Origin of the sequence: Brevundimonas sp. UYEF29 (assembly GCF_040546195.1) — a bacterium.
GTDB lineage: Bacteria > Pseudomonadota > Alphaproteobacteria > Caulobacterales > Caulobacteraceae > Brevundimonas > Brevundimonas huaxiensis.
The window spans coordinates 18,231-37,522 of the sequence record NZ_JBEPNH010000003.1 but is presented as its reverse complement, the minus strand read 5'-3'; the positions used below and the strand labels follow the sequence as shown (position 1 = coordinate 37,522).

21 protein-coding genes are annotated in these 19,292 nt (G+C 66.4%); 15 read left to right on the top strand and 6 right to left on the bottom strand.

Annotated features, from left to right (window positions below; genetic code table 11):
* Nucleotides 1-15: 15 nt before the first annotated feature.
* The gene (locus ABIB58_RS05830; RefSeq protein WP_052689506.1) at nt 16-1,542 is read left to right on the top strand and encodes a sensor histidine kinase; all 1,527 of its coding nucleotides are present in this window, start codon (nt 16-18) and stop codon (nt 1,540-1,542) included.
* The gene (locus tag ABIB58_RS05825; RefSeq protein ID WP_231576585.1) at nt 1,539-1,961 is read left to right on the top strand and encodes a response regulator; all 423 of its coding nucleotides are present in this window, start codon (nt 1,539-1,541) and stop codon (nt 1,959-1,961) included. The genes ABIB58_RS05830 and ABIB58_RS05825 overlap by 4 nt, the downstream gene beginning before the upstream one ends.
* Here the strand turns inward: ABIB58_RS05825 and ABIB58_RS05820 are convergent.
* Nucleotides 1,916-2,137, bottom strand: coding sequence for a hypothetical protein (locus ABIB58_RS05820; RefSeq protein ID WP_231576584.1), 222 nt, complete (start codon nt 2,135-2,137; stop codon nt 1,916-1,918). The two genes, ABIB58_RS05825 and ABIB58_RS05820, sit on opposite strands and share 46 nt — an antisense overlap.
* Between ABIB58_RS05820 and ABIB58_RS05815 the strand changes: the two genes are divergently transcribed.
* The 3 genes from ABIB58_RS05815 (at nt 2,039) to ABIB58_RS05805 (ending at nt 3,722) form a co-directional block, all read left to right on the top strand.
* Nucleotides 2,039-3,001, top strand: a complete 963-nt coding sequence (locus ABIB58_RS05815; RefSeq protein ID WP_231576603.1) for a histidine kinase dimerization/phosphoacceptor domain -containing protein — start codon at nt 2,039-2,041, stop codon at nt 2,999-3,001. The two genes, ABIB58_RS05820 and ABIB58_RS05815, sit on opposite strands and share 99 nt — an antisense overlap.
* Nucleotides 3,002-3,015: 14 nt before the next feature.
* On the top strand, nt 3,016-3,459 hold the full coding sequence (locus ABIB58_RS05810) for an NUDIX domain-containing protein (protein ID WP_039246924.1): 444 nt from the start codon (nt 3,016-3,018) through the stop codon (nt 3,457-3,459).
* A gap of 83 nt (nt 3,460-3,542) precedes the next feature.
* A complete protein-coding gene (locus ABIB58_RS05805) occupies nt 3,543-3,722 on the top strand; it encodes a CsbD family protein (protein ID WP_039246925.1) in 180 nt (59 codons plus the stop codon).
* Between the two features lie 68 nt (nt 3,723-3,790).
* Here ABIB58_RS05805 and ABIB58_RS05800 read toward each other — a convergent pair whose 3' ends face one another.
* The 3 genes from ABIB58_RS05800 to ABIB58_RS05790 are packed head-to-tail and all read right to left on the bottom strand — an operon-like array spanning nt 3,791 to nt 6,060.
* Complete coding sequence (locus ABIB58_RS05800; protein WP_039246927.1) at nt 3,791-4,288, bottom strand: hypothetical protein; 498 nt, start codon at nt 4,286-4,288, stop codon at nt 3,791-3,793.
* A 45-nt stretch (nt 4,289-4,333) separates the two neighbouring features.
* Nucleotides 4,334-5,512: a vWA domain-containing protein gene (locus tag ABIB58_RS05795; protein ID WP_039246928.1), complete on the bottom strand. Its 1,179-nt coding sequence runs from the start codon at nt 5,510-5,512 to the stop codon at nt 4,334-4,336.
* A 20-nt stretch (nt 5,513-5,532) separates the two neighbouring features.
* Nucleotides 5,533-6,060 carry a GNAT family N-acetyltransferase gene (locus ABIB58_RS05790; protein ID WP_039246930.1) on the bottom strand — a complete coding sequence of 176 codons (528 nt, stop codon included), beginning with the start codon at nt 6,058-6,060 and terminating at the stop codon, nt 5,533-5,535.
* Between the two features lie 73 nt (nt 6,061-6,133).
* On the opposite strand from ABIB58_RS05790, the gene ABIB58_RS05785 reads away from it, so the two are divergent.
* The 5 genes from ABIB58_RS05785 (at nt 6,134) to dxs (ending at nt 10,984) form a co-directional block, all read left to right on the top strand.
* Complete coding sequence (locus tag ABIB58_RS05785) at nt 6,134-7,054, top strand: histone deacetylase family protein (RefSeq protein ID WP_045810394.1); 921 nt, start codon at nt 6,134-6,136, stop codon at nt 7,052-7,054.
* A gap of 41 nt (nt 7,055-7,095) precedes the next feature.
* Nucleotides 7,096-7,758 (top strand): histidine phosphatase family protein, encoded by a 663-nt coding sequence (locus ABIB58_RS05780; protein ID WP_052689504.1) that lies wholly within the window; start codon nt 7,096-7,098, stop codon nt 7,756-7,758.
* Nucleotides 7,759-7,806: 48 nt separating this feature from the next.
* Nucleotides 7,807-8,058: an exodeoxyribonuclease VII small subunit gene (locus ABIB58_RS05775; protein WP_017504472.1), complete on the top strand. Its 252-nt coding sequence runs from the start codon at nt 7,807-7,809 to the stop codon at nt 8,056-8,058.
* A 79-nt stretch (nt 8,059-8,137) separates the two neighbouring features.
* The gene (locus tag ABIB58_RS05770) at nt 8,138-9,013 is read left to right on the top strand and encodes a polyprenyl synthetase family protein (RefSeq protein WP_039247080.1); all 876 of its coding nucleotides are present in this window, start codon (nt 8,138-8,140) and stop codon (nt 9,011-9,013) included.
* Nucleotides 9,014-9,070: 57 nt separating this feature from the next.
* On the top strand, nt 9,071-10,984 hold the full coding sequence (gene dxs / locus ABIB58_RS05765; protein ID WP_156146763.1) for a 1-deoxy-D-xylulose-5-phosphate synthase: 1,914 nt from the start codon (nt 9,071-9,073) through the stop codon (nt 10,982-10,984).
* 9 nt (nt 10,985-10,993) lie between these two features.
* On the opposite strand, the gene gcvA is transcribed toward dxs, so the two are convergent.
* A complete protein-coding gene (gene gcvA / locus ABIB58_RS05760; RefSeq protein WP_017504469.1) occupies nt 10,994-11,923 on the bottom strand; it encodes a transcriptional regulator GcvA in 930 nt (309 codons plus the stop codon).
* Nucleotides 11,924-12,047: 124 nt separating this feature from the next.
* On the opposite strand from gcvA, the gene cysG reads away from it, so the two are divergent.
* From cysG to ABIB58_RS05735, 5 genes are read left to right on the top strand one after another with little or no spacing between them, the layout of a single operon-like run.
* Nucleotides 12,048-13,433: a siroheme synthase CysG gene (cysG, locus tag ABIB58_RS05755; protein ID WP_045810392.1), complete on the top strand. Its 1,386-nt coding sequence runs from the start codon at nt 12,048-12,050 to the stop codon at nt 13,431-13,433.
* Entirely contained in the window at nt 13,430-13,705 is a 276-nt protein-coding gene (locus ABIB58_RS05750) for a DUF2849 domain-containing protein (protein WP_045810391.1), read from the top strand. The genes cysG and ABIB58_RS05750 overlap by 4 nt, the downstream gene beginning before the upstream one ends.
* On the top strand, nt 13,705-15,372 hold the full coding sequence (locus ABIB58_RS05745) for a nitrite/sulfite reductase (RefSeq protein ID WP_045810390.1): 1,668 nt from the start codon (nt 13,705-13,707) through the stop codon (nt 15,370-15,372). The genes ABIB58_RS05750 and ABIB58_RS05745 overlap by 1 nt, the downstream gene beginning before the upstream one ends.
* The gene (locus ABIB58_RS05740) at nt 15,359-16,435 is read left to right on the top strand and encodes a phosphoadenylyl-sulfate reductase (protein WP_354039610.1); all 1,077 of its coding nucleotides are present in this window, start codon (nt 15,359-15,361) and stop codon (nt 16,433-16,435) included. The genes ABIB58_RS05745 and ABIB58_RS05740 overlap by 14 nt, the downstream gene beginning before the upstream one ends.
* Before the next feature lie 36 nt (nt 16,436-16,471).
* On the top strand, nt 16,472-17,470 hold the full coding sequence (locus ABIB58_RS05735) for a cysteine synthase A (protein WP_354039608.1): 999 nt from the start codon (nt 16,472-16,474) through the stop codon (nt 17,468-17,470).
* Between the two features lie 10 nt (nt 17,471-17,480).
* On the opposite strand, the gene ABIB58_RS05730 is transcribed toward ABIB58_RS05735, so the two are convergent.
* Nucleotides 17,481-19,268: a DUF885 domain-containing protein gene (locus ABIB58_RS05730; protein ID WP_354039606.1), complete on the bottom strand. Its 1,788-nt coding sequence runs from the start codon at nt 19,266-19,268 to the stop codon at nt 17,481-17,483.
* Nucleotides 19,269-19,292: the final 24 nt, after the last annotated feature.

The window sequence follows — 19,292 nt, the reverse complement described above, 5'->3', positions numbered from 1 at the left end:
TAAAGCTCCGCCGTCATGAGTCCGAACCTCCGATCCCAATGGTCGCGCCTGCGCGACTTCATGCGTACGCCGTCGTTGGCCCGGTCCATGTCGGCGATGCTGGTCCTGGTGTTCGGGCTGCTGATCCTGGTCAATGCGACGACGTTCGTGATGATCCAGCGCACGGCGTCAGTGAATCAGAGCATCGAACACGCTCAGCAGATGCGCCGGGCGGCGCGCACCACCTTGATCGCCATGCTGAACGCCGAGACGGCCCAGCGGGGTTTTCTGCTGACCGGACGCAGCGACTTTCTCGAACCCTATCGAAGCGCGCGGGCGGACATGGCGCCGGCGTTGGCCTTCCTGGATGAGGGGGCGGCGCTCGACCCGACCCTGAAGTCGACCGTCGACCCCATTCATCGCCTCGCCGATCGCAAATGGGCGGAGATGGAGCGCACCGTGTCGCTGGCTCAGCAGGGACGGATCGGTCAGTCGATCCAGGCCGTGCGCTCGGGCGAGGGCAAGCGCTACATGGACGAACTGCGCGCGGCTGTGGACACGTTCGACGCCCTGAAATCCAAGCGGATCGAAGACCGACGCATCGCGTCGGAACGGTCTGGTGTTTTGACGGTGGTCATGAACGCCATCGCGGGGCTTCTGGTCATCGTTCTGGCCTTGCTGTCGGCTTGGCTTGTGCGGCGTTACGTGGCCGAGATTCAGGCGGCTCGCGCGACGCTCGACGCCGCCAACGCCAGCCTGGAGGACAAGGTTCGCGAACGCACCGGCGACCTGATGCGCGCGAACGAGGAAATCCAGCGCTTCGCCTATATCGTCAGCCACGACCTGCGCGCGCCGCTGGTCAACGTGATGGGCTACACCTCCGAACTGGAGCAGGCGGGCAAGATCGTCGACAAGGCGATCTATGAGGCGGAAAAGACGCGCGTGGTCGATCCCGAGATCGTCACCGCCGTGCGCGAGGAAATGCCCGAAGCCATCGGCTTCATCCGCGCCTCGACCGAGAAGATGGACCGGCTGATTAACGCCATCCTGAAGCTGTCGCGCGAAGGTCGTCGCAACCTGCTTCCAGAGCCGCTGGATATGACGACGATGGCCCAGAACATCGCCAACAGCGTTCACCACCAGACCGAAGCCTCTGGCGCGCGCATCGAGGTGCAGTCGCTGCCGGAGATCGAGAGCGACCGGATTTCGATGGAGCAGATCGTCGGCAATCTGATCGACAACGCCGTCAAATATCTGGATCACGACCGACCGGGCGAGATCGTCGTATCGGGCGAGGACGTGCCGGGCGGCTGGGTAGTCTACCGGATCGTGGACAACGGTCGGGGCATCGCGCCGCGCGACCACGAGCGGATCTTCGAACTGTTCCGTCGTTCCGGAAAACAGGACCGTTCGGGCGAAGGTTTGGGGCTGGCGTTCGTCAGAAACAGCGTGCGCCGCCTAGGCGGCACGATCGACGTGGAGTCCGAGCTGGGTAAAGGCTCGACTTTCCTGCTCAAATTCCCCAAACGACTGATCCTGTCTGAACCCGGAGGCGCGCTGTGACGCAACCCGTCAAAATCATCATGGTCGAAGACGACCACGGCCACGCCAAACTGATCGAAAAGAACATCCGCCGGGCCAACATCAACAACGAGATCAAGCATTTCGATGACGGCGGTTCGGCGCTCGATTATTTGTTCAGCGATGAAATCCTGACCAATGGTCCGCTGCTGATCCTGCTGGACCTCAACCTGCCGGATATGTCGGGCACGGACATTCTGGAAAAGGTGAAGGCCAACGAGCGCCTTCGCCGCGCGCCGGTGGTGGTGCTGACGACGACCGACGACAAGGTCGAAATCCAGCGCTGCTATGACCTGGGGTGCAACGTCTACATCACCAAGCCGGTGGACTATGAATCCTTCGCCGGCGCCATCCGTCAGCTGGGCCTGTTCCTGTCGGTGATCCAGGCGCCGGAGATCTGACGATCGACGCGTCCCAGCCCATCCGCCTGCTCTACATCGACGACGATCGGGGTCTGTCCCGGCTGGTCGAAAAGGAGCTGGGGCGTCACGGCTACGCCGTCACCTGCGCGCCAGACGGCGATGCGGGTCTGGAGCTGTTGCAGCAGAGCGAGTACGACATCTGTGCGCTGGATCATTACATGCCGACGCGAGATGGGCTGGACGTCCTGCCGGATATCCTGGCCCTGACCACGCCGCCTCCGGTCGTCTATGTGACGGGCGCGCAGGATGGTCGGATCGCCGTCGCGGCCCTTCGCGCGGGCGCGGCGGACTATGTCATCAAGGATGTGACGGAGGACTTCACCTCCCTGTTGCGTTCGGCGCTCGAGGACGCCCTGTCGCGCCGTCGACTAGAGCGCGAGAATCAACTGGCGCAGGAAGAAATCCGCCTGGCGCGGGATCGGGCCGAGGCGATGCTGCGCGAGGTCAACCACCGGGTCGGCAACTCGCTGCAACTGGTGTCCAGCTTCATGTCCTTGCAGATGCGCCACGTCACCGATCAGGGGGCCAAGGACGCGTTGCGCGAATCGCAGGCGAGGATCGAGGCCGTCGCCCATGTTCACCGCCGCCTCTACACGTCCGGCGACATGAGCCACGTGGCGATGGACGAATATCTGGTCGGGCTGATGGACGAACTGTCCAAGTCCATCGGACCGGACGAAGGATCGCCCAAACTGACGCTGGACGCCGAGCCGTTGTCGGTCACGACCGACCAGGCCGTGTCGATCGGCGTCATCGTCACCGAGCTGGTCACCAACGCGGTCAAATATGCCTATGCCCCCGGGCAGGGGGGCGAGATTCGCATTCATATGCGCCGCGAGAGCGAGCATCGCGTGATGCTGACGGTCGAGGACGACGGTCCCGGTATGGGCGACGGCACGCCCAAGGGCACCGGTCTGGGCGCCAAGATCATCTCCGCAATGGCGTCCGGCCTGCGGTCGGCGGTCGAGTTCGACGGCGCCCACAAGGGCGTGCGCGCCAGGTTGTCGTTCGACCTCTAGGGTCGGTTGTCGTCATGTTGCAGTTCGGCGTTCGCAAACCCGCTTCGGATTATCGTCACCGCGCCACCGCGTTCGGCATCGTCGAGCGCGACGGCCTGATCGCCTGTGTGCGCGTCGAGCGCGAGACAGGTCCCTATTTCGACCTGCCTGGCGGCGGCGTGGATTTGGAAGAAACCGAGGTCCAGGCCCTGATCCGCGAATTTATCGAGGAAACCGGCCTGACGGTCACGCCGCTGAACCGCATCGCCGAGGCCAGCCAATATTTCGTGCGGTCCACGCGCGAGCCGGTGAATAACGTCGGGGGCTTCTGGACGGCGACCGTGGCGGCGGAAAATCCCGATGCGAAATGTGAGGACGATCACACGCTGGTCTGGCTTGATCCGACCTTCGCCATCTCGCGCTTGCGACACGATTCCCACGCCTGGGCTGTCGCCGTCTGGCTGCGCCGTCCAAGCTGAGCCTTACGGAACGGGCCATTAGCGAAGTCGTTTATTTTCCGAACCGCAACGCCATGTCGCGGCGATGAAAACAGGAGATTTCCATGGCTGATCATGACCGTATCGAAGGCGCCGCCAAGAACATCGGCGGCAAGATCAAGGAAGGCGTCGGCAAGCTGACCGGCGACACCAAGCTGCAAGCCGAAGGCAAGGCCGATCAGGTCGAAGGCAAGGTTCAGAATGCCGTCGGCGGGGCCAAGGACAGCCTGCGCGATAAGGCCTAAGCCTCACTAGAAATGCGCGAAGATGCGAAGCGCCGTCCACGAAAGCGGGCGGCGCTTTTCTGTTTCGATCAATCCTTGTCGCCCCACAGGGTCAGCGACAGCCCCTTCTTGTCGGCGCCATCGACCGGGCGACACTCAGAGCTGAACCCGCCCTCCACCGGACGCGGACGACAATCCATTTCGCGCAGGCTCGAGGGCGCGGCCGCCGTGCGTGACTGCGGGCCGCACTGGACCGCATAGTCCGAGCCCGCGGCGCTGGCCCGGATCATCTGGCAGTCGCCGGCCATGCCGCTGGGGCGTAGAGCTTCCGGCAGGTCCGGTCCCATGGCGATGGCCAGCTGTTCGCGCACCTCGGTCTGGCATTCGGCCATGGACTTCCGGCCGCGCACCAGCGGGCTGCACCGTGCGCGCTCGAAGCCGAAGGGATCGGCCAGGCCCCAGGCAGGCACATCGTGCTCGGGCGGCGGCGCTGGCGTTTCGACGACCGCCTCCGGCGCGGGCGCATTCCACACGACGGTCGGCGTAGTCTGTTGGAGGATCAGCAAGGCGAAGGCGGCGGCGATCATGGTCGGACCCTTCGTAAAGGTTCAGGCGGTTCGCCCGAACGTCCTCTACCTTGTCAGGGCGCGCATCGCCTTGTCGAGGCCTTCGAGGGTCAGCGGGAACATTCGCTGCTCCATTACCTCACGCAACAGGCCGACGGAGGCGGTGTAGTCCCAGTACCGCTCCTGAACGGGGTTGAGCCAGACCGACTTCTCCCACTGCTGGCGCGCCCGCTTCATCCAGACGGCGCCGGCCTCCTCGTTCCAGTGCTCGACGGAGCCGCCGGGCATGGTGATCTCATAAGGGCTCATCGTCGCATCGCCGACGAAGATGGCGCGCCAGTCGCCAGGGTATTTGTGCAGCAGATCCCACGTCGGGATACGCTCGGTGTGCCGACGACGATTGTCCTTCCAGACGCCTTCGTACAGGCAGTTGTGGAAGTAGAAGAACTCCAAGTTCTTGAACTCGGTCTTGGCCGCCGAGAACAACTCCTCGACCAGCTTGATATGACCGTCCATCGAACCGCCAATGTCCAGGAACAGCAGCACCTTGATCGTATTGCGTCGCTCGGGCCGCATCTGGATGTCCAGCCAGCCCTGACGCGCGGTGCCGTCGATGGTGCCGTCGATATCCAGTTCGTCCGGCGCGCCCTGTCGGGCGAAACGGCGCAGACGACGCAGCGCCACCTTGATGTTGCGGGTGCCCAACTCGACCGTGTCGTCCAGGTTCTTGAACTCGCGCTTCTCCCACACCTTGACCGCCCGGCCATGCTTGCCCGGACCGCCGATGCGAACGCCTTCGGGATTATAGCCGCCGTGTCCGAAGGGGCTGGTCCCGCCCGTGCCGATCCACTTTGAGCCGCCGGAGTGACGCTCCTTCTGCTCTTCCAGACGCTGCCTCAGCGTCTCCATCAGCTTGTCGAATCCGCCCAGAGCCTCGATCTGAGCCTTCTCCTCGTCGGTCAGATATTTTTCGTTCAGCAGCCGCAGCCAGTCCTCGGGAATGTCGGTGGTCGGGTCTTCGCCCGTTCCGACCGACTCGACGCCCTTGAATACCGTGCCGAATACCTGATCGAACCGATCATAGTGTTTCTCGTCCTTGACCAGGACCGCGCGCGACAGGTGATAAAAGGCCTCGATCTCGCGCCCCGCCACGTCGCGATCCATGGCCTCCATCAGATGGAGCCATTCCTTCATCGACACCGGAACCTTGGCGTCGCGCAGCGCGGTGAAGAAGGGCAGGAGCATGAGAGGGATGTGAACCCGGATCAGTCGCGCCGCAAGATGAACTCGTGGTCGCGCCAGGCGCCGACGGGATAGTCGTATTCGCCCGCCTTCTCGAAGCCGTAGGCGGCGTAGAGGCGCTGGGCCTTGTCGTTGCCGCTCCAGACGCCGATCCACAGCGGTCCGTCTGTGTGGGTCTCCATCCAGTCCAGAGACAGCTTCAGCAGTCGGGTTCCCAGCCCCAGACCTTGCGCCGCCTTTGACACATAGAGCCGGCGCAGTTCCATGTGCGATGGTCGGGCCTCGGGGTGGGGCAGGCCGTTGGGGCCGGCGTTGGCGAAGGCCAGCAGTTCGCCGTCCCGGTCAGCCACCCACCAGGCGCAGTCGGGCTCTGCCAACTTCTTCAGCGTCGGCTCCAGATCGAAACTGGCGTCCAGAAACGCGTTCAGGTCCGCCTCGGGATAGGGGATGCCGAACCCCTCGACGAAGGTGTCGATGAAGGTCTGGCGCCCCAGGGCGCCCAGGGCGGCGGCGTCTTCGGGGCGGGCAGGGCGGATCACGGTCTCGGTCATGCCTTGGCTCTAGCGCGCGCCTTGGTGCGCGTCACGGGCGACAAGTCCGAAAGCCCGGCGTATCGTCGCTTCAATGTCTCTGCCGATCTTCACCCATCCGTCCATGTTGTCCCACACCCCGGGCGCGGGCCATCCCGAAAGTCCCGAGCGACTGAAGGCTGTGCTGGACGCGCTGGAAGATGCAGGCTTGGCCCGCGACCGGCGCGCCGCGACCCAGGCCGAGGTTGCGGATCTGGAGCGAGTGCATCCCGCCGCCTATGTCGCACGCCTGCTGGACGCCTCGCCGGTCGCCGGCATGGTCCAGCTGGATGCCGACACCGTCCTGTCACCCGGCAGCGTGCCGGCGGCGCGGCTGGCGGCGGGGGCGGCGATCGATGCGGTGCGAGCCGTGGCGCGTGGCGAGATGGATCGCGCCTTCGCCGCCGTGCGCCCGCCTGGCCACCACGCCGAGCCGGACCGCGCGATGGGGTTTTGCCTCTTCTCCTCCGTCGCCGTTGCGGCGCGAGCAGCTCAGGCCGAAGGGTTGGCGCGGGTGGCGGTCGTCGATTTCGACGTTCACCACGGTAATGGCACCCAGGCGGCGTTCGAAGACGACGACAGCCTGTTCCTGGCCTCCATCCACCAGATGCCGCTCTATCCCGGCACGGGCGCGGCGTCCGAGACGGGCGTCGGCAATATCGTCAACGCCCCGGTGGCGCCCCATGCGGCGCGCGAGAACTGGCGCGCGACTTTCGCCGGCGGGTTGATGCCGGCGCTGGAATCGTTCCGGCCGGACCTGATCCTGATCTCGGCCGGTTTCGACGCCCACCGGCGCGATCCACTGGCGCATCAGTCGCTGGAAGCCGAGGATTTCGCCTGGGCGACGCGCGCGATTCTGGAGGTCGCGCGTCGGACCTGTTCGGGCAAGGTTGTGTCCGCGCTTGAGGGCGGTTACGACCTTGAAGGGCTAGGCCGCTCTGCGGTCGCCCACGTCGCTGCGCTCGGGGAGGACTGAGGACGCTTAACGCCTTGAAACCAAAGGCCCGTCCGCTTGTCATGTCAGCCCCCGCCCTGTCCCTCGATTCGACCGAACTGTCCGTGTCCCCGCCTGACGCCGCGCCATCTGTCGGCGCGCTTGTCGCTGTTCGTCCCGGCGCCATCATCCTGACGCGTCACGGCGAGCCGGCCCTGTCGCGCAAATGCCTGATTTCGGCGCGCCAGTACGGCGACTGGTGGGCGAAGTATGAGATCGGCGGCCTGCTGGCCGGTCAGACGCCGCCGCCCGAACTGGTTGCGGCGGCGCAGGGCGCTGGGGCCATTTACGCCTCGACCCGTCAGCGCGCTCAGGAAACCGCCGCTGCGGTCGCCGCCGGGCGCGAGGTCATGGCTGACGTCATGTTCATCGAGGCGCCCCTGCCGCCGCCGCCGATTCCGGAATGGATCAAGCTGTCGCCCAAATGGTGGGGCGTGGTGTCGCGCTTCTGGTGGCACGCTTTCGATCACCACGGCGGCCAGGAAACCCGCGCCCAGGCCGAGGCGCGAGCCGATCAGGCGGCGCAAAAGTTGATTGCGCGCGCCGAAAGCGGGCAGGACGTGCTGGTTTTCGCCCACGGCTATTTCAACCACATGGTCGGCCGCGCGCTGAAGGCCGACGGCTGGAAACTGGTCCAGAACCAGGGCTTCAAATACTGGTCGCAGCGTCGCTACGAGAAGCGATAGCCGCTTCTGACGTTGATGCGCCCCGCGCGCGCCTCTAGGGTCCGCGCCATGACCGATACCGCCGCCGCCATCCCCGCCGATCTCAGCTTCGAAGACGCCCTGAAGCGCCTGGAGACCATCGTGTCTCGCCTGGAATCCGGCCAAGCGCCGCTGGAGGAATCGATCGCCCTCTATGAAGAGGGCGCCAAGCTGAAGGCCCACTGCGAGGCGCGGCTGAAGGCGGCTCAACTGCGTGTTGAAAAGATCGTGGTCGGCCCTGACGGTCAGGCCAAAGGCGTCGAGGCGGCGTCCTTCGAATGATCCCTGCATCGTTTTCGATCCTGGTCTGGAGCCGGTTCTCGTGAACCGCGTCATCGCCGCGAACTCGCCGGAACAGGCGGTGATCGATCGCGTGGCCGAGGTCGCCGATCTGGTCACGGTCGCGCTGGATGAACTGCTGCCACGCGCCGAGGGCCCCGAATCCCGTCTGACCGAGGCGATGCGTTATGCGGCGCTGGGCCCTGGCAAACGCTTGCGGCCGTTCTTCGCGTTGGAGGCCGCACGCCTGTTCGACATCGATGAGCGGTCGGTATTGCGCGCCGCCTGCGCGCTGGAATGCGTGCACGCCTACAGCCTGGTTCACGACGACCTGCCGTGCATGGACGACGACGACGTGCGCCGGGGGCGGCCGACCGTTCACCGGGCCTATGACGAGGCGACGGCGGTACTGGCCGGCGATGCGCTGCAGACGGCCGCCTTCGACATCATCCTGCACGAAGACACCCACGAAGATGCGGCCGTGCGCTGCGAACTGGCGGCGCGGCTGTCGCTGGCGTCCGGCGCGCGCGGCATGGCGGGCGGTCAGATGATCGATCTGCTGGGCGTGCGCGACGACCTGGGCGGCGTCGCGCGGATGCAGCGACTGAAGACCGGCGCCCTGTTCGCCTACGCCTTCGAAATTCCCCTGATCATCGCCGACGCCTCGACATCGCAGCAGCACGCCCTGATCAGCTTCGCCCACGATGTCGGTCTGGCCTATCAGATCGTCGACGACCTGCTGGACGCCGAAGGCTCGGCCGAAGAAATGGGCAAGGCCGCCGGGGGCAAGGACGCGGCTCTTGGCAAAACCAACTTCGTCACCCTGCTGGGTCTGGAGGCGGCGCGGCAAAGGGTCGCGCATCTCGCAAACCAGGCCCGGTCGCACCTGGAGCCGTTCGGCGACGAGGCCGAAATCCTCAGGGCCAGCGTGGACTTTGTGCTAAAGCGCCGGTCCTGATACGAAACGTTGAACCGACCTGCGGGTTGATCGACCAGACTTTCCAAGGTTTTACGGCTGATGCCCGACACCCCGCTACTCGACACCGTCAAGACGCCCGCCGACACGCGGGACTTCGATATCGCCCAGCTGAAACAGCTGGCACAGGAGGTACGGGCCGAAACGATCGACGCCGTGTCCGTCACCGGCGGCCACCTTGGCGCGGGTCTGGGTGTGGTCGAGCTGACCACTGCGCTGCACCATGTGTTTGAGACGCCCAAGGACATACTGATCTGGGACGTCGGTCATCAGTGCTATCCGCATAAGATCCTGACCGGGCGGCGCGACCGCATCCGTACACTGCGCCAGGGCGGCGGCCTGTCGGGCTTCACCAAGCGCAGCGAGAGCGAATACGATCCGTTTGGCGCGGCGCACGCTTCGACCTCCATCAGCGCCGCCCTGGGCTTCGCCGCCGCGCGTGACCAGAAGGGCGAGAAGAACCGCGTGGTGGCCGTCATCGGCGACGGCTCCATGTCTGCGGGCATGGCCTATGAAGCGATGAACAACGCCGCCGAGGCGACCAGCGGCCAGCTGATGGTCATCCTGAACGACAACGATATGTCGATCGCGCCGCCGGTCGGCGGGATGAGCGCCTATCTCGCCGGCCTGGTGTCGGGCGGCGCCTATCAGAACGTCCGCCGCCTGGGCAAGACTGTGGCTCAGCACCTGCCGCGCCCGTTCCGCAAGGCGGCCAAGAAGGCCGAGGAATACGCTCGCGGCATGGTCACCGGCGGCACCTTCTTCGAAGAGTTGGGCTTCTATTACGTCGGTCCGATCGACGGCCACGACATGGACAATCTGGTGCCGATCCTGAAGAAGGCGGCCGCCATCGAGGACCGTCCGGTATTGGTTCACGTCGTGACGCAGAAGGGCAAGGGCTACGCCCCCGCCGAAAGCAGCGCCGACAAACTGCATGCGGTCGTCAAGTTCGACGTGGTTTCGGGCAAGCAGGCCAAGGCCATCTCCAACGCCCCCAGCTACACCAAGGTGTTCGGCACCGAGCTGATCAAACACGCCAAGGTCGATCCGTCGATCGTGGCGATCACGGCGGCCATGCCGTCGGGCACGGGGCTGGACCTGTTCGGTCAGGCCTTCCCTGAGCGGACCTATGACGTGGGCATCGCCGAGCAGCACGCGGTGACCTTCGCGGCCGGTCTGGCGGCGGACGGCATGAAGCCAGTCTGCGCCATCTATTCGACCTTCCTTCAGCGCGGTTACGACCAGGTGGTCCACGACGTGGCGATCCAGTCGCTGCCGGTGCGCTTCGCCATGGACCGGGCGGGTCTTGTCGGATCGGACGGCGCGACGCACGCCGGATCGTTCGACATCGGCTTCATGGGCGCGCTGCCCGGCATGGTGCTGATGGCCGCCGCCGACGAGGCCGAACTGGCGGCGATGATCTCGACCAGCCTGGCCATCGACGATCGGCCCAGCGCCTTCCGCTATCCGCGCGGCGACGGCGTGGGCGTGGAGATCCCGGAACTGGCCGCGCCGCTTGAGATCGGCAAGGGCCGGATCGTGCGCGAGGGGACTTCGGTCGCCATCCTCAGCCTGGGCACGCGTCTGCAGGAATCGCTGAAGGCGGCGGATATGCTGGCCGCCAAGGGCGTGTCGGCCACCGTCGCCGACGCCCGCTTCGCCAAGCCGCTGGACGCCGATCTGATCCTGCGTCTGGCGCGCGAGCATGAAGCTCTGATCACGGTTGAAGAGGGCGCCATGGGCGGTTTCGGCGCCTTCGTGCTCCAACTGCTGGCCGAGAAGGGCGCATTGGACGGCGGGCTGAAGATCCGCACCCTGAACCTGCCCGACGTCTTCCAGGACCAGGATGCGCCGATGGCCATGTACGCCCAGGCCGGCCTGAATGCCGAACACATCACCGCCGCCGCGCTTCAGGCCTTGGGCGTGTCCGCCAGTCAGGCCGTCAGAGCCTAAATTTCGGGCCTAGAGCTGGCCCATCGTATTGTCGTGATCCACGGCCTGTTTCTTCAACCAGCCGACGAAGGCGGTCGCGCTGGGCGAGGGCGGCCGGTCGCGGGGCTGAACGACGTAGTAGGCGAAGCCGACCGCTTCTGATCCGTCAGGGAAGGGCGCGACCAGTCGCCCTGACGCCAGGTCCGCCTGGGCCAGGGTGCGTTTGGCCAGGGCTACGCCGCGCCCCGATATGGCGGCCTCGATCAACAGACCCGACTGGTTGAAACGCGAGCCGCGACGCGGGTCGGGGTGACGAATACCGCGCGCCTTCAGCCACATGGCCCAGTCCGGGCGGCTGGGGTCGCCGTCGTTGGACATGTCATGCAGCAGCGTGTGTCCGATCAGGTCGGCGGGTTTGCGGATCGGCTTGTCGCCATCCATCAGCGATGGGGCGCAGACCGGCAGAACCGTCTCGGTCATCAGCCGATCGACCGTCAGGCCGGGATAGTCACCGGGACCGTAACGGACGGCCAGATCGACCTTGCCCTCGCTCAGGTCCGCCGGCTCCATGTCTGCCGAGATCCACAGTTCGATCTCGGGATGGGCGGTGTGAAAGTCGTCCATGCGCGGCATCAGCCATTTGGAGGCGAAGCCGGGCGCCACGCTGATCGACACCTGTTTGCGACGCGGCGGTTCGCGCAACAGGGCCGAGGCGTCCATCAGCCGCTCGAACCCTTCGCGCAGCAGCGGCACGGACGAGCGGCCCAGATCGGTCAGTTGCAGGCCCCGCGCCTCGCGCACGAACAGCGGTCCGCCGACAATGTCTTCCAAGAGGCGGATCTGCTGGCTGACGGCGCCGGGCGTCACCGACAGTTCGTCGGCGGCGCGCGAGAAGTTCAGATGCCGCGCGGCGGCCTCGAAGGCGCGCAGGGCGTTGAGCGGGAGCAGGGGACGGGCCATCGCGGATAGAAATCCTATCAGCGAGACAAAGGCAATCTGGTTTGCGGCTCTGGGCGGGGAAGACGAAGGTTCGCGCCCTGCCGTCGTCCCTGTTTCCTCTCCCGACGGCCCTGAAAGCAAGACGATGCGTGTATTCCTCGCCTCCATTCCGCTGGAGGCCGCAAAGATCGTGATCATCGGCGGCGGCGAGCCGGCGCTGGCGAAGCTGCGACTGTTTCTGAATACGCCCGCTGAGGTGATATGGTTCGCGCCCGACGGCGCGCCCCCCAAGATCGAGACGCCGTTGACGGCGCCGGAACCGGTGCTGCGTGCGCCAGAGGCTGACGAACTCGCCGGCGCACGGCTGGTGTTCATGGCGCTGGACGATGCCGACGAGCTGACGCGGCTGGGCCATCTCGCACGGGCGGCGGGTGCTCAGGTCAATGTGGTGGACAAGCCGCATCTGAGCGATTTCCAGACCCCGGCCCTGATCGACCGCGACGAGGTCGTGATCGGCGTGGCGACCGGCGGATCGGCGCCCATTCTGGCGCGGGATATCCGCACGGCCATCGAGGGCGTGCTGCCCGCCGGACTGGCCAATGTGGCGCGGCTGGCGCGCGAGTTGCGTGATACGGTCAAGGCCAGCGTGCCGGACTTCATGGCGCGCCGCAGGTTCTGGGAAAAGGCGTTCCGGGGTCCGGCCGCGACCCTGGCGGCGGAAGGTCGGACGGCCGAGGCGCGGCGCGAGATGCTGCGCCTGCTGAACGTCACCGCGCCGGAACAGGGCGTCGTCCATATCGTCGGCGCCGGGCCGGGCGACCCGGAACTGCTGACGCTGAAGGCGTTGCGCGTGTTGCAAGACGCCGACGTCATCATCCACGACCGACTGGTGCCGGATGCGGTGCTGGAGCGGGCGCGGCGCGACGCCAAGCGGCTGTATGTGGGCAAGGCGCGTGGCGAGCATTCGGTGCCTCAGGACCAGATCGAGGCCCTGATGATCGAAGAGGCCCGCGCCGGTCATCGGGTCGTGCGACTGAAGGGTGGCGATCCCTTCGTCTTCGGTCGCGGCGGCGAGGAGATGGAGGCCATGCGGGCGGCCGGCGTGCCGGTCTTCGTGGTGCCCGGTGTGACGGCGGCCTTGGCCTGCGCGGCCTCGGCGGGCATCCCTCTGACCCACCGAGACCACGCCCAGGCGGTGACCTTTGTGACGGCCCAGGCCAAGCCGGGCGGCGTCGAGGCCGACTGGACGCGGCTGGCCGGAACGAACCACACCCTGGCCATCTATATGGGCACGGACCGAGCCGAGGAGACGGCTGCGCGCCTGATTGCGGCGGGTCGCTCACCCTCGACCCCCGTGGCCGTCGTCGAGAATGGCAGCCGACCGGACGAACGGGTTCTGACCGGGCGACTGGACGGGCTGGGCGCCCTGGTGCGCGGCGCCGACCTGATCGGCCCGGCTCTGTTGTTCGTCGGCGAGACGGCGGCCTTCTCGGCGGCCCGACTGGATGTTCGAGCGGAGGTCGCGGCGTGAAGATCGTCACTGCAAACCGCCTGTCGGACGGCCGCGTCATCTATGCAGGCGTCGACAACCAGCCGGTCGAGCACATCGATAAGGCTTCGGTGCTGGACGATACGGCGGCCGAGGTCGTGCTGGCTGATGTCGCTGGGCGGCCGGACGTCTTCGTGAACCCCTATCTGTTCGAGGTTCAGGACCACGCGCCGTCAGGCCGCGATCGACTGAAGGAACGCATCCGCTCGGCCGGGCCGACCGTGGGTCACAACGTCGTCGGAGGCGTGGGCTGATGTATCGCTATGACGAATTCGACCATGCCCTGGTGCGCGAACGGGTTGAGGAATTTTCGGACCAGGTGACGCGCCGCGCATCCGGCGCCCTGACCGAAGATGAGTTCAAGCCGCTGCGGCTGATGAACGGCGTCTATCTGCAACTTCACGCCTATATGCTGCGCGTCGCCATTCCCTATGGCGTGATGAGCAGTCGTCAGATGCGCCGGCTGGGCCATATCGCGCGGACCTACGACAAGGGTTACGGTCACTTCACCACGCGGTGCAACATCCAGTACAACTGGCCGGCCCTGACCGACTTGCCGGCGATCCTGAGCGATCTGGCCGATGTCGAGATGCACGCCATCCAGACCTCGGGCAACTGCATCCGCAACACCACGACCGACGTCTTGGCCGGCGCGGCCGAGGACGAGATCGAGGACCCGCGTCCCTGGTGCGAGATCATCCGTCAGTGGTCGACCATCCACCCGGAGTTCAGTTTCCTGCCGCGCAAGTTCAAGATCGCGGTGAGCGGCGCCGAGAAGGACCGGGCGGCGATCCGCACCCACGATGTCGGCCTGCGGATCGTGAAGGGCGAGGACGGCGGCACGGCTTTCCGCGTCTTCGTCGGCGGCGGGCAGGGGCGTCTGCCCCATATCGGTCAGGAGATCGCGGCGGCGGTCCCGGCGGCGGACCTGCTGGCCTATCTGACCGCCATTCTGCGGGCCTGGAACCTGCTGGGGCGGCGAGACAACATCCACAAGGCGCGGATCAAGATCCTGGTGGCCTCGCTGGGCATCGACGCCTTCCGCGAGGAGGTGGACAAACACTACGCCACCCTGCGCCGCGAGGATTTGCAGATCCCGCAGGACGAGGCCGCACGCATCCAGGCCTATTTCGCCCCGCCGCCGTTCGAAGCCCTGCCCAAGACCAGCGCCCCGTTCGAGCGCGCCCTGCTGGCCGATCCCGATTTCGCCCAGTTCGCGCGTAACAACGTCCGCCGCCACCGTCAGCCGGGCTATGCCTCGGTGGTGGTGTCGCTAAAGCCGGTCGGCGGCGTGCCCGGCGACATCACGGCGGACCAGATGGACGCGGTGGCGGATCTGGCCTTGCGTTATTCGTTCGACGAACTGCGCGCCGCCTATGAGCAAAACCTGGTCCTGCCCCATGTGAAGCTGGACGACGTGCCGACTCTGTGGCGAGCTCTGCGAGAGGCGGGGCTGGCGACGGCCAACGCCGATCTGGCGACCGACGTGATCGCCTGCCCGGGCCTGGATTATTGCAGCCTGGCCAACGCCCGCTCGATCCCGGTGGCGCAGGCTCTGTCCAAGCGTGTGGCGGACATGGACTATCAGGAGACGCTGGGGCCGGTCCGCATCAACATGAGCGGCTGCATCAACGCCTGCGGCCACCACCACGTCGGCCACATCGGCGTCCTGGGCGTCGATCGAAAGGGCGAGGAATACTATCAGATCACCGTTGGCGGTTCGCCCGACGAACAGGCGGCGCTGGGCGATATTGTCGGCAAGAGCCTGCCGGCAGACGAGGTCGCGCCCGCCATCCAGCGGACTCTGGACCGCTATCTGCAAATCCGCACGGACGGCGAGCGGTTCATCGACACGGTGCGCCGCGTCGGACCCGATCCCTTCCGCGACGCCATCTATGAGACGCTCGATGCAACGGTTTGAGGGCATACAAAACGGGTTGCGCCTGTCGGTGACGACCCCGCTGGAGGAGGTTGAGACGGCCGCCGCGAGCGAAGACACGCTGGTGCTGGAGTTCGGCGCCTTCCGCGACGGGCGCGGCTTCTCGCTGGCGGCGGTGTTGCGAGAGCGGGGTTACGCCGGGCGGCTGATCGCGGCGGGCAAGGTCCTGCCGGATCAGGCGCGACACCTGCGGCGTTCGGGCTTCGATGCGGTGGAACTGGCCGAGGGCGCGGACAAGGCGGCCTGGGACCGGATGGACCGGGCGTTCAGCGGCGCCTATCAGCCGGCGGCCGATCCTGCGCCGACGATCTGGCAGCGTCGGCGTGCGGTGTCCAACGACCGCGATCTGGACGCCCTGGCCGATCGGCTGAACCGCAAGACCGAGGGCAAGGACGCGTCCGAAATCCTGAAGGCGGCGCTGGATCCGGCGCTGGGCCTGCGGGTCGGCGCCATCTCGTCGTTCGGGGCCGAGTCCGCCGCATTGCTGGACATCATCGCCGGCGAGGACAAGACCGTGCCGGTGGTCTTTCTGGAGACTGGCCACCATTTCCTCCAGACCCTGTCCTATCGCACCCAACTGACCAAGGCGCTGGGCCTGACCGACGTGCGGCTGGTCGCGCCGGATGCAGGCGAGAAGGCGACGTTGGATGCGCGCGACGACCTGTGGAAGACCGACGCCGACGCCTGCTGCGACCTGCGGAAAGTGCGGCCGCTGGCGCGGGCGACGGCCGGGTTCAATGCGCTCATCACCGGGCGCAAACGCTATCAGGCCGCGACGCGGGCAAAGCTGAAGCCGTTCGAGGTGCTGGACGGGGTGCTGCGGATCAATCCCCTGGCGAACTGGGACGCCGACGACGTTGAAGCCTGGCTGGAGGAGAACGATCTGCCGCGCCACCCGCTGGTCGAACAAGGCTACCGATCCATCGGCTGCTGGCCCTGCACCCGCGCGGTCCAGGACGGCGAACACACCCGCGCCGGACGTTGGTCGGGCATGGACAAGGTCGAGTGCGGCATCCACTTAGGGCGCCGCCAGGCCGCCGCCTGATCGGTACTGTTTCGACCTTCGCCTGAAAGCCTGACCTTGTCCGCTACGTCATCCGTCATCGACCTGATCGGCAATACGCCGCTGGTACGCCTGAACCGCCTGTCCGACGCGACGGGCTGCGAAATCCTGGGCAAGGCCGAGTTTCTGAATCCCGGCGGTTCGATCAAGGATCGCGCGGCCCTGTCGATCGTGCAGGGCGCGCGGGCGTCGGGCGCGCTGAAACCCGGCGGGACGATCGTCGAGGGCACGGCCGGCAACACCGGCATCGGCCTGGCCCTGGTCGGGGCGGCCTTGGGTCATCCGGTCGTCATCGTCATTCCGCGCACCCAGTCGGAAGAGAAGAAATCCGCGATCCGTTCGCTGGGCGCACGGCTGGTCGAGGTCGACGCCGCGCCCTTTTCCAGCCCGAACCACTTCGTCCACTATTCCGGGCGTCTGGCCGCCGAGATGAACGACAGCGAAGAGGCTGGCGCCATCTGGGCCAATCAGTTCGACAACACCGCAAACCGCGAGGCCCACTACAACACGACCGGCCCCGAAATCTGGACGCAGACAAACGGTCAGGTCGACGCCTTCGTCTCGGCCGTCGGCTCGGGCGGGACCATCGCCGGCGTCGGCGCCTATCTGCGCGAACAGAAGCCGGATGTGACTATCGCCCTGGCCGATCCAGCAGGCGCGGCCATGTTCAACTGGTTCACCAAGGGCGAGATGACCGGCGAGGGATCGTCGATCACCGAGGGGATCGGCTTGGCGCGCATCACCGGCAATCTGGAAGGCTTCAAACCCGATTACGCCTATCGGATCGAGGACGCGGAGTTCCTGCCGATCCTGTTCGACTTGGTGAAGCACGAAGGCCTGTCGTTGGGCGGATCGGCGGGGGTGAATATCGCCGGTGCGGCGCGGCTGGCGCGCGAGCTTGGGCCCGGCAAGACCATCGTCACCTGCCTGTGCGATCCCGGCTCGCGCTATGCGTCCAAGCTGTTCAACCCGGAATTCCTGCGATCGAAGGGTTTGCCGGAGCCGGACTGGGCGTAAGCCGCACAGCCTATTTCGCCTTCTGCTCCGCGATCCAGGCGTCCATCCGCTGGTCCAGCAGCGCCAGCGGCAGCGGGCCTTCGACCAGCAGGGCGTCGTGGAAGGTGCGGACGTTGAATTGCGGCCCCAGTTCTCGCTCGGCCCGCGCGCGGATTTCGCGCAGGCGGATTTCGCCGATCTTGTAGGCCGTGGCCTGGCCGGGCCAGCCGATGTAGCGCTGAAGCTCGGTCTCGATGTTGTGGGGCGCGAGGGCCGAGTTGTCGCGGAAACAGGCGCGGGCCTGTTCTTCGGTCCATCCCATCCAGTGCAGGCCAGTGTCCGCGACCAGCCGGCAGGCGCGCCACATCTCATAGGACAGCCGGCCGAACCGCTCGTAAGGCGTGCGATAGAAGCCCATCTCCTCGCCCAGATATTCGGCATACAGGCCCCAGCCCTCGGTATAGGCGCTGACATTGGCCTGACGACGGAAATACGGTTGGCCGGGCGCCTCCTGTTGCAAGGCGATCTGGAGGTGGTGGCCCGGAACGGCCTCATGCAGGGTCAGGGCGGGCAACTCGTACAGCGGCCGCTGATCCAGCTTGGACGTGTTGACGATGTAATGGGCCGAAACGCCGTTCTGCATAGAACCGCCGTTGTAACGGCCGGTGGTGTAGTTTTCCTCGATCTGCGGCGGCACGGGCTGCACGTCGTAGGTCAGCCGGGGCAGGGTGGCGAACAGGGGCGGCAGGCCGCCGTCCGCGCGCTTGGCCATTTCCGACGCCTGCTGCAACAGGGCCTCGCGGCTGGTCGCATAGAACTGAGGATCCGTGCGCAGGAAGTTCAGGAAGCCGGCGAAGTCGCCGGTCCAGCCCGACGCCTTCATTTCCACATCCATGCGGGCGCGGATGCGCGCGACCTCGTCCAGACCGATCTGATGGATCTGATCCGGCGTCAGGTCGGTCGTCGTGTGGCCGCGCACCAGATAGGCGTACAGTGCCTTGCCGCCGGGCCGATTGCCGATGCCCGGCTCGACCGGCGCCTTGGGCAGATAGTCGCTCTCGAGGAAGGCCAGCCAGGCCCGGCGCGCCGGAAGGATCACTTCCGAAACCGCAGTCGTAGCCGCTGCGGTCAGGCGATCCTTATCCGCCTGAGACACGGTCGAGGGCAGGGTCGACAGGGGTTTCAGCAGCGGCTCGGCGTCCGGCTTGATCGCCACGTCGTTTCGCGCCAGCGTCAGGGCGCTTTCTGTCACGGACCGCGCCTGCACCAGGCCGGTGTCCAGGCCGCGCCGGGCGTTGGCGGTCGTCTGTGCGTAGATTTGGCCGAAGCCCCGGATACGTTTGATATAGGCCTCGGCCTCCGCGACCGAGTTCAGTCGCGTGCTGCCGCCGACATAGAGCGCCCAGGTTCCAGGGCCGCCTTCGGAGTCGAACGCCAGACGGCTGGTGTCGTAGTCCAGGCCTTCCAGGCTGCGGTTGAGCGTATAGAGCAGGAAGGCGTGGTTGATGCCGCCGGCGTGGGAAAGACTTGCCGGGTCGATAGCCGTCAGCCGCCGCACGAACCCTTCCAGCGGCGCGCGCTGGGCCAGTTCGAACTCTCGCGACAGGTCAGGCACCCGGCCCATCGCCTCCACATCGCCCTCTCCGCCGGCCGAGATCGGATCGACCGACTTCAGATAGGTCTCGTAGTCGGCGATGACGGCGTTCAGCGCGGCGTCGGCCGGCGAGGCGGCGACGGCGGCAGGTGGCGTTTGCGCAACGGCCATGATCGGCGATCCGGCCGCAAGCATGGCCGCGATAGCCAGATAAGAAATCTTCATGACGCCCCTCCTGTCAGGAGGGGC